A 9860-nucleotide genomic window follows, 5' to 3' on the forward strand; every position below is an offset into this window, starting at 1 on the left:
ACTGGAGCACCTTGATGCCCTCGGTCACCAGCCGGTGGCACTTGGTGTTGTCGAAGAAGCCCTTACTGGCCAGGTGGGTGAAGCTGCCGGCGGTGCAGGGCACCTTGGTCCGGTCGAGCTTGGCGACGATCGGGCCCAGGTTGGTGTCGATGGTCATCGTCTGGGTGCCCTTGTTGGCCTGCTGGTTCGGGGGCAGCCCGACGTCCTTGACCTGGGCCGGCCGGCCCTCCTTCGGCGTCTCGGTGTAGGCGCACTGCGAGAAGCCCTCGGTGCCGGCGGCCTGCTGCTTGCTGTCGTCGTCGTCGCCACCGAGGCTGGTCGCCAACCAGACGGTGCCGGCGACCACGAGCACCAGGATGGCGGCGGCCCCGACGATCGCCTGCGTCTGCCGGCGCTTACGGGCCTTGGCCGAACGCTCGGCCATCTCCCGCTCAAGTCGGGCCCGCGCCGCCGCGCGCTGCCGCTCTCTCGTGGACGTCACGGTCACTCCTCCTGGGCTTTCTCTGGCGCGGCGGGGCCGCAGGTACGGGTTGTGGGCCGGCTCAGCCGGCGCTCGGGCTGGCCGCCGGGGACGCGGCCGGGGAGCCGGTCGCCGGTGCCGGGGCGGCCTGCGCCTCGCCGACGGTGAGCTTGCGGATCACCACGTCGGTCTTCGGCTTGACCTTGGCGCCCGCCCCGTTGTCCACGGTCGGCAGGGCGCCGATCTTCTCGACCACGTCGAGGCCGCCGGTGATCCGGCCGATGATCGGGTACGCGGGCTGGGCCGGGCTGGAGTCCTTGAAGAAGAGCAGGAACTGGCTGCCGTTGGCGCCCGGCGGGTTGCCGATCATCGCGACCGTGCCCTTGGGGTACGTCGGCGGCTGCCCGGGCTGCGGGCTGGCCGAGGGGCTCGCCTCGGGTGCGGTCGGCACGTTCTCGTTGTAGAACGAGTAGCTGGGGCCGCCGAGCCCGGTGCCGCTCGGGTCGCCGCAGCGCAGCGCGCCCTCGGTGGTGATCTCGTGGCACTTGGTGTTGTCGTAGAACGACGTGCCGGCCAGGTGGGCGATGCTCGCCCCGGCGCAGGGGGCCCCGGCGAGATCCAGTTCGGCGGTGATCGGGCCGCCCTGGTCGGTGTCGATGGTCATCGTGCGTACCCCGGTGGTGGGCAGATCCTTGGTGGCCGGGGTGCCGACGTCCTTGAGGTTGGTGTTGGCGGCGGCGTCCTGCGGCGTCCAGAGGCAGACGTCCTCGGCGGCCTTCGGCTCGGGGTCGCTGTCGAAGGCACCCAGCCCCCACGCCGCACCGGCCACGATCAGCACCAGCACCACTGCCGCACCGACCCCGGCCTGGATCTGCCGACGCCGTCGGGCGGCGGCGGCCCGCCGGGCCAACTGCCGGTCGAGCTTCTCCCGCGCGAGCTTGCGCTGCCGGTCCCTGCTGGAAGCCACCCGTGCTCCCCTCCTCTACCCTGGTCGTCACCGGCGGTCGGGCCGTGCGCGCCCGCCGTGCCCGCAGGTGCGCCACGCCACACGCCCGCCAGAGTGTACGGGTACCTGCTGTGAAAGTGGTGTACGAGGGCCGGCCTGGGTTTATCAAAGTGCGTCACTGTGCCGTGCGGGGCCCGTGGTACGGGTGGGCGCGGATATCGGATCGCGCCGACGACTAGGCTGCCCAGGAGACGGACGACTGAGACGGAAGGGGAGCGGACGTGCTCGTGGCCGGCTTTCCCGCGGACGCCTTCGGCACCAACTGCTACGTGGTGGCGACCGCGCCGGGGGAGCAGTGCGTGGTGGTCGACCCCGGTATCGGGGTGCTCGACCGGCTCGACGCCGTGCTCGCCGAGCACCGCCTGCACCCGGCCGCCGTGCTGCTCACCCACGGCCACCTCGACCACACCTTCTCCGTCGCGCCGGTCTGCGGCGCACGCGGCATCCCCGCGTACGTGCACCCGGAGGACCGGGAGCTGCTGGCCGACCCGACCAAGGCGCTGTCGATGGACCTCGCCGGGCTGTTCGGCGGCCGCCTGCCGTACTCCGAGCCCGACGACGTCGCGGAGCTGACCGACGGGGCGACGCTGGCGCTGGCCGGCCTGGAGATCACCGTCGACCACGCGCCCGGCCATACCGGCGGGTCGGTGCTGTTCCGGCTGCCCGGTGCCGGCTCGCCCTGGGAGGCCGACCAGGTCTGCCTCTCCGGTGACGTGCTGTTCGCCGGCTCGATCGGCCGCACCGACCTGCCGGGCGGCAGCATGCCCCGGATGCTGACCAGCTTGCGGGAGAAGGTCCTCCCACTCGCCGACGACACCGTGGTGCTGCCCGGCCACGGCCCGGCGACCACCATCGGCCGGGAGCGGGCACGTAACCCGTACCTCGCCGACCTGGCCGACCCGGACGGCGCACATCCGGCCGCCCCCACCCGGGGCCTCTAGTCGTTCCTCCGCGCCGCACGCGGACCTGTCGATCCCACCGCGCCCGGCGCGGACCCGCAAGGAGTACGTCATGAGCAAGCCCACGCCCATCTCCGGTTTCCCGGAGTGGACCACCTCGCAGCGGATGATCGAGCAGTTCGTCCTCGACCGGATCCGGCACACCTTCGAGCTGTACGGGTTCGCCCCGCTGGAGACCCGGTCGGTGGAGCCGCTGGACCAGTTGCTGCGTAAGGGGGAGACCTCGAAGGAGGTCTACCTGCTGCGCCGGTTGCAGGCCGACGCGGACGGCCCGGCCGGTGACGACGCGCTCGGGCTGCATTTCGACCTGACCGTGCCGTTCGCCCGCTACGTGCTGGAGAACGCCGGCAAGCTCCAGTTCCCGTTCCGCCGCTACCAGATCCAGAAGGTGTGGCGGGGCGAGCGCCCGCAGGAGGGGCGCTACCGGGAGTTCCTCCAGGCCGACATCGACATCGTCGACCGGGACACCCTGCCGGCGCACTACGAGGCCGAGATGCCGCTGGTGATCGGGGACGCGCTGCGGTCGCTGCCCGTCCCGCCGGTGCTGATCCAGGTCAACAACCGCAAGATCTGTGAGGGTTTCTACCGGGGCATCGGGCTGACCGACCCGGAGGCGGCGCTGCGCGCGGTCGACAAGCTCGACAAGATCGGCCCGGCGAAGGTGGCCGACCTGCTGGCCGAGACGGCGGGGGCGAGCGCGGCGCAGGCCGACGCCTGCCTGGCGCTGGCCGGGATCTCCGCGCCGGACGCGTCCTTCGCCGACGCGGTGCACGCCCTCGGGGTGCGCGATCCGCTGCTCGACGAGGGTGTCGCCGAACTGGTCGCGGTGGTGGAGACGGCCGCCGCGCACGCGCCGGGGCTGTGCGTCGCCGACCTGCGGATCGCCCGGGGTCTGGACTACTACACCGGCACGGTCTACGAGACCCAGCTGGTCGGCTACGAGCGGTTCGGTTCGATCTGCTCCGGCGGCCGGTACGACAACCTGGCCAGCGCCGGGAGCGTGTCGTACCCGGGGGTGGGGATCTCGATCGGGGTGACCCGGCTGCTCGGGCTGCTGTTCGGTGCCGAGGCGCTGTCGATCTCGCGCAGCGTGCCGACCTGCGTGCTGGTGGCCGTCGCGGCGGAGGAGGAGCGGGCGGCCAGCAACGCCGTGGCGGAGGCGCTGCGCTCGCGGGGCGTGCCGACGGAGGTGTCGCCGAGCGCGGCGAAGTTCGGCAAGCAGATCCGCTACGCCGAGCGGCGCGGCATCCCGTACGTGTGGTTCCCGGGTGCCGAGGGTCACCAGGTGAAGGACATCCGTTCGGGCGAGCAGGTGGACGCCGTACCGGCCGAGTGGACGCCGCCCCACGCCGATCTGAAGCCGCTGGTCGGCTGAGTCTCAGTTACTGGCGCGTACGCCGACGGGGACCTACGGTGGCGTAAGTTACGCCACCGTAGGGAGGGGCCCTGTGACCGAGCTGAGCCAGACCGCGCTGCTGCACGAACTCGAACCCGTGGTCGCCAAGAACCTCGACCGTCACCTGTCGATGGCCAAGGAGTGGTTCCCGCACGAGTACGTGCCGTGGAGCGAGGGGCGCACCTTCGACGGCCCGCTCGGCGGCGAGGCGTGGTCGGAGGGGGACTCGACCCTGCCCGAGGTGGCCCGTACGGCGCTGATCGTCAACCTGCTCACCGAGGACAACCTGCCCTCGTACCATCACCAGATCGCCAGCCTGTTCGGACCGGACGGGGCGTGGGGGACCTGGGTGGGTCGGTGGACGGCCGAGGAGGGCCGGCACGGCACCGCCATCCGGGACTACCTGACGGTGACCCGGGCGGTCGACCCGGTCGCCCTGGAGCGGGCCCGGATGGTGCACATGACCGCCGGTTACACCAACTCGCACGACTCGTCGATGCTGCGCTCGCTGGCGTACGTGTCGTTCCAGGAGTTGGCCACCCGGATCTCGCACCGCAACACCGGCCGGATCACCGGGGACCCGGTCTGCGAGGCGCTGCTGAGCCGGGTCGCGGCCGACGAGAACCTGCACATGGTCTTCTACCGCAACCTGCTCGGGGCGGCCCTGGAGGTGGCCCCCGACCAGACGATGCGGGCGATCGCCGAGGTGCTGGAGGACTTCCAGATGCCCGGCGTCGGTATCGAGGGCTTCACCCGCAAGTCGGTGACGATCGCCCTGGCCGGCATCTACGACCTGCGTCAGCACCGCGACGACGTGGTCGCCCCGGTGCTGCGCCAGTGGGACGTGTTCAACGTCGCCGGCCTGGGCGCCGAGGGTGAGGCCGCCCGTGACCGGATCGCCGCCCACCTGGACGGCCTGGAGCAGGCCGCGTCCCGGTTCGAGGAGAAGCGCGACGCCCGGGCCGCCAAGCTGGCCGCCCGCGCCTGACCTGATCGTCCCCTCCGGCGGTTCACCACACCCGTGCCTGCCCGCTCCGGCTCGCAGTCACGGGTGTGTGTTGCGCCCACGTCGCCGTCCCCTGCGGTGGGCGCGTCGGGTGTGCCGTGCGGCGGGCGCGTCGGCGTGCCGCGCCGTCGGGGACGGATCTCCCGGCCCCGCCGCGTCGCGGGTCTGCCGCCGACCCGGATGCCCCGTCCGTCCCCCGACGTCGGTAACACTCGGTGATGAATCGACTGACGTGACGCGCTGTGACTGATGCGCCTTCCTCGCATTCCTGCCCTTCCGCGCTGTGCTCTGCTGACATCGAAGCGGAGCCGTCCCGAGCTGCTGCTTCTTGCGGCGTGTGGTTCGGCGGTTCCCTGATGCGCGGCTAGCCCGGGTAACCGTCGCGGCGGGGGCGGCAGAGCGAAGGGGGACAACCGTCGTAGGGCGGGGTCGACCGGTGGTGACTCGCGGTGACGGGTGTCGAGGGCGGTCGTTCCCTGTCGCCACCGGGCCTGCGGGCGCGAGACGTCCTGGTCTGTGGCCGGGGCATTGCCCGCCATCGTGACCGTGGCCGGGTCGGTGTCACCGGGGTTCGCCGGACGGTGCCGGGGCGGGCCGGCCCCGGTCGGTGCGTCGGCGGGAGCGGCGGCGGCGCCTGCGGGACCGGGCGCGGGGACGGGGCGCGGCCGCGTGCGTCGGGCCCGCGGCGGTGACCGTGCCCGCCCGACCGTCCGTGGAGGCGGGGACGGGTCGGCGGAGGGTCTGACATGGATGTGTCCATGGTGTTGCCTGACCGTCATAACCGCTGGTGGGGTGAATCCGGGCAAACGCATGTCTTGATAACGATCTTAAATATGTGAATACTTCAGTCACTCGGCCGGTTTCCCCAGGTCGGCCGGGTTGTCCCCGGGTGCGTCCCCGTGACGCCGCCCGTCACCCCCTTCCGGAGGTTGTTGCATGCGACCCACGAGGTCCTCACTCCGACACGCCGCCGCCGTCGCCATGGCCGGGACCCTGGTCACCGGCGCGCTCATGGGTGCCCCCGCCCAGGCGGCCCCCGCCTCGCCCGCATCCCCCGACGCCGCCGCCAGCCTGGCCGAGCGTCTCGGTGACCGCGCCGCCGGCACCTACGCCGACGCCGCCGGCAAGATGGTCGTCACCGTCACCGACACCGCCGCCGCCAAGCAGGTCCGCGCCGCCGGTGCGGTCCCGAAGCTGGTCACCCGGGGCGCGGCGCAGCTCCGCTCCGCCACCGCCGAGCTGGAGCGGTCGGCCAAGATCCCCGGCACCGCGTGGTGGACCGACGCCGCCACCAACCAGGTCGTCGTGTCGGTCGACAGCACCGTCACCGGCGCCAAGCTGGAGCGGGTCAAGGCCGCCGCCGCGCGCACCGGTGGCACCGTCCGGGTCGAGGCCGAGGCCGGGGTGCTCAGCACCAAGATCTCCGGTGGCCAGGCGATCTACACCGGCGGCGGGCGCTGCTCGCTCGGCTTCAACGTCCGCAACAGCGCCGGTCAGACCTTCTTCCTGACCGCCGGGCACTGCACCAACATCGGCTCGACCTGGTACTCGAACTCCGGCCAGACCAGCGTGCTCGGCACCCGTACCGGCACCAGCTTCCCGGGCAACGACTACGGCATCGTCCGGCACAGCAACGCCGCCAACGCGACCGGCAACGTGTCCCTCTACAACGGCAGCTTCCGGGACGTCACCGGTGCCGCCAACGCGTACGTCGGCCAGAGCGTGCAGCGCTCCGGCAGCACCACCGGCCTCAAGAGCGGCTCGGTGACCGCCATCAACGCCACGGTGAACTACGCCGAGGGCTCGGTCTCCGGCCTGATCCGGACCAACGTCTGCGCCGAGCCGGGCGACAGCGGCGGTTCGCTGTTCAGCGGCAGCAGTGCGGTCGGCCTCACCTCCGGCGGCAGTGGCAACTGCACCCGCGGTGGCACCACCTACTTCCAGCCGGTCACCGAGCCGCTGAGCGTCTACGGCGTCAGCATCATCTGATCCACCTCGGTTGATCCAACCCGGGAGCGGGCCGTCGGGACACCGGCGGCCCGTTCCGCGCGTCCGGTGGGCGGGCCGGCCTTGCTCACCCCGCAACCGGGCGGACCGGGCGGCTGACACAATGCGGGGGAACAGCCGTACCGCAGATGAGGAGACGCAAGTCGTGATCCGTACCCATGACGCCGGCAGCCTGCGCGCGACGGACGCCGGCACCACGGTGACGCTCGCCGGGTGGGTCGCCCGCCGGCGCGACCACGGCGGTGTCATCTTCGTCGACCTGCGCGACGGCTCCGGCGTGGTCCAGGTGGTGTTCCGCGAGGAGGACGCGCACGCGCTGCGCAACGAGTTCTGCGTTAAGGTCACCGGCGAGGTGACCCGCCGCCCCGAGGGCAACGAGAACCCCGAGCTGCCCACCGGCGAGATCGAGGTGACCGCCAGCGCGCTGGAGGTGCTCTCCGAGGCCGCGCCGCTGCCGCTGCCGGTGGACGACCAGGTCGAGGCCGGCGACGACATCCGGCTGCGCTACCGCTACCTGGACCTGCGCCGCAGCGGCCCGGCGAAGGCGATGCGGCTGCGCTCGCGGGCCAACCAGCTCGCCCGCACCGTGCTGCACGAGCGGGACTTCCTGGAGATCGAGACCCCGACGCTGACCCGGTCCACCCCCGAGGGCGCCCGCGACTTCCTGGTCCCCGTCCGGCTCCAGCCCGGCAGCTGGTACGCGCTGCCGCAGTCGCCGCAGCTGTTCAAGCAGCTCCTGATGGTCGGCGGCATGGAGCGGTACTACCAGATCGCCCGCTGCTACCGCGACGAGGACTTCCGGGCCGACCGGCAGCCGGAGTTCACCCAGCTCGACATCGAGATGTCCTTCGTCACCGAGGACGACGTGATCGACCTCGGCGAGGCGATCGTCGCGGCGCTCTGGAAGGACCTGGCCGGTCACGAGATCTCCCGGCCGATCCCCCGGATCACCTGGCACGACGCGATGGCCCGGTACGGCTCCGACAAGCCCGACCTGCGCTACGGCCTGGAGCTGACCGAGCTGACCGACTACCTGCGCGGCACCGCCTTCCGGGTGTTCGCCGGCGCGATCGACGCGGGCGGCTACGTCGGCGCGGTGGTCATGCCGGGTGGGGCGGCGCAGACCCGCAAGGAGCTGGACGGCTGGCAGGACTGGGCCAAGGCGCGCGGCGCGCGGGGCCTGGCGTACGTGGTGCTGGACGCCGAGACCGGCGAGGCACGCGGCCCGGTGGCCAAGAACCTCTCCGCCGAGCACCTGGGCGGGCTGGCCGACGCGGTCGGGGCCAAGCCGGGCGACGCGGTCTTCTTCGCCGCCAGCACCAACACCCGGGAGGCGCAGGAACTGCTCGGCGCGGCCCGGATCGAGATCGCCAAGCGGGCCAAGCTGGTCGACGAGAGCGCCTGGGCGTTCTGCTGGGTGGTCGACGCGCCGATGTTCGAACGCACGGACGAGGGCGGCTGGACGGCCGTGCACCACCCGTTCACCTCGCCGAACGCCGACTGGGTCGACCGGTTCGAGCAGGCCCCGGACCGGGCGCTGGCGTACGCGTACGACATCGTCTGCAACGGCAACGAGATCGGCGGCGGCTCGATCCGTATTCACCGGGGCGACGTGCAGCAGCGGGTCTTCGACCTGCTCGGCATCACCCCCGCCGAGGCGCAGGACAAGTTCGGCTTCCTGCTGGAGGCGTTCAAGTACGGCGCCCCGCCGCACGGCGGCATCGCGTTCGGCTGGGACCGGGTCTGCATGCTGCTGGCCGGGGCCGACTCGATCCGCGAGGTGATCGCCTTCCCGAAGACCCGGGGCGGCTTCGACCCGCTGACCGGTGCCCCGACCCCGATCACCGGGCAGCAGCGCGCCGAGGCCGGCATCGACGCCAAGCCCAAGCCCACCGCCACCGCGTCCACCGGCACCGCCGGCCCGGCCGCCCCGGTCGCCGACCCGGTCTGACCCACCCCACCCGGAGCCCGGTCCCGTCCGGCCGGGCCCACCCGGCATCGTTGATCAAGAGGTTTGCGTCATCATCGCGCGGCGAGGTGACGCAAACCTCTTGATCGTTACGGGAGAGTGGTGGGATGCGGATGCTCGTGGTGGGAGGGAGCGGGTTTCTCGGGGGCGAGGTGTGCCGGCGGGGGTCGCTGCCGGGTGGTCGGTGGTGGGGACCTGCCACGGCGGCCGGGTGGCCGTGCCGGGCGTCGGGACACGCCGCCTGGACGTGACCGATCGGGACGCGGTGCGCCGACTGGTCGCCGAGGTGGGCCCGGACGTCGTCGTCGGGACCGCGTACCGTGCCGACGACTGGACGGTCACCGCCGACGGGGCGGCCCACGTCGCGTACGCGGCGGCCGAGGTGGGGGCGCGGCTGGTGCACCTGTCCAGCGACGCGCTGCACGGTGGACGTCCCGAACCCTACGGCGACGACGAGCCGCCCAGCCCGATCCACGTCTACGGTGCGGCGAAGGCGGCGGCGGAGACCGCGGTCCGGGCGATCGACCCGTCCGCCGTGCTGGTGCGTACCTCACTGATCGTGGGGGAGGGCAGCAAGCAGATCCGACTCTGCCGGGAGGCGCTCGCCGGGCGGGCCGTCCTGTTCACCGACGAGCTGCGCTGCCCGATCGACGTGACCGACCTGGCCCGCGCCGTGCTGGAGCTGGCCACGTCGTCGTACGCCGGGCTGCTCAACGTCGCCGGCCCCGACGCGGTCAGCCGGGCGGAACTGGGGTTGCTGGTGGCCCGGCGGGACGGGCTCGACCCGGGTGGGATGACGACCGCCACCGGGCGGTCGTCGGGGTTGGTCCGCCCGACGCAGGTGCGCCTGGACTCCTCCCGCGCGGCCGGTCTGCTCCGGACCCGACTGCGCGGCGTCGCCGAACTCCTCGCCGGCTGACCCCGCCCACCCTGCCCAACCCGATGTCCCGGCCGGCCCCACGCCCGGCCGGCCCCACGCCCGGCCGGCCCCACGCCCGGCCGGCCCCACGCCCGGCCGGCCCTCCGACCCGCCGCAGACCCGCTGACGCACAGTTTT

Annotated in this window: 7 protein-coding genes and 1 pseudogene; 6 read left to right on the forward strand and 2 right to left on the reverse strand. The window is 72.8% G+C overall.

Going from position 1 to position 9860, the window contains the following annotated elements:
• A partial coding sequence (locus ACN268_RS32445; protein WP_421487070.1) for a peptidylprolyl isomerase occupies window positions 1–481 on the reverse strand: 481 nt, incomplete at its 3' end.
• Between the two features lie 61 nt (window positions 482–542).
• On the reverse strand, window positions 543–1427 hold the full coding sequence (locus tag ACN268_RS32450; RefSeq protein ID WP_421481195.1) for a peptidylprolyl isomerase: 885 nt from the start codon (window positions 1425–1427) through the stop codon (window positions 543–545).
• Between the two features lie 260 nt (window positions 1428–1687).
• Here ACN268_RS32450 and ACN268_RS32455 point away from each other — a divergent pair, with 260 nt between their 5' ends.
• The 6 genes and pseudogenes from ACN268_RS32455 (at window position 1688) to ACN268_RS32480 (ending at window position 9722) form a co-directional block, all read left to right on the forward strand.
• Window positions 1688–2407: an MBL fold metallo-hydrolase gene (locus tag ACN268_RS32455; protein WP_421481196.1), complete on the forward strand. Its 720-nt coding sequence runs from the start codon at window positions 1688–1690 to the stop codon at window positions 2405–2407.
• Between the two features lie 70 nt (window positions 2408–2477).
• Window positions 2478–3800: a histidine--tRNA ligase gene (gene hisS / locus ACN268_RS32460; RefSeq protein WP_421481197.1), complete on the forward strand. Its 1323-nt coding sequence runs from the start codon at window positions 2478–2480 to the stop codon at window positions 3798–3800.
• A 73-nt stretch (window positions 3801–3873) separates the two neighbouring features.
• Window positions 3874–4809: an acyl-ACP desaturase gene (locus ACN268_RS32465; protein ID WP_357930721.1), complete on the forward strand. Its 936-nt coding sequence runs from the start codon at window positions 3874–3876 to the stop codon at window positions 4807–4809.
• Window positions 4810–5763: 954 nt separating this feature from the next.
• Window positions 5764–6816: a S1 family peptidase gene (locus ACN268_RS32470; protein WP_421481198.1), complete on the forward strand. Its 1053-nt coding sequence runs from the start codon at window positions 5764–5766 to the stop codon at window positions 6814–6816.
• A 163-nt stretch (window positions 6817–6979) separates the two neighbouring features.
• A complete protein-coding gene (gene aspS, locus ACN268_RS32475; RefSeq protein ID WP_421481199.1) occupies window positions 6980–8785 on the forward strand; it encodes an aspartate--tRNA ligase in 1806 nt (601 codons plus the stop codon).
• Window positions 8786–8910: 125 nt separating this feature from the next.
• A pseudogene (locus ACN268_RS32480) lies at window positions 8911–9722 on the forward strand (SDR family oxidoreductase).
• Window positions 9723–9860: the final 138 nt, after the last annotated feature.

The sequence above is a fragment of the Micromonospora sp. WMMD735 genome (genome assembly GCF_049178995.1).
Taxonomy (GTDB): Bacteria; Actinomycetota; Actinomycetes; order Mycobacteriales; family Micromonosporaceae; genus Micromonospora; species Micromonospora wenchangensis.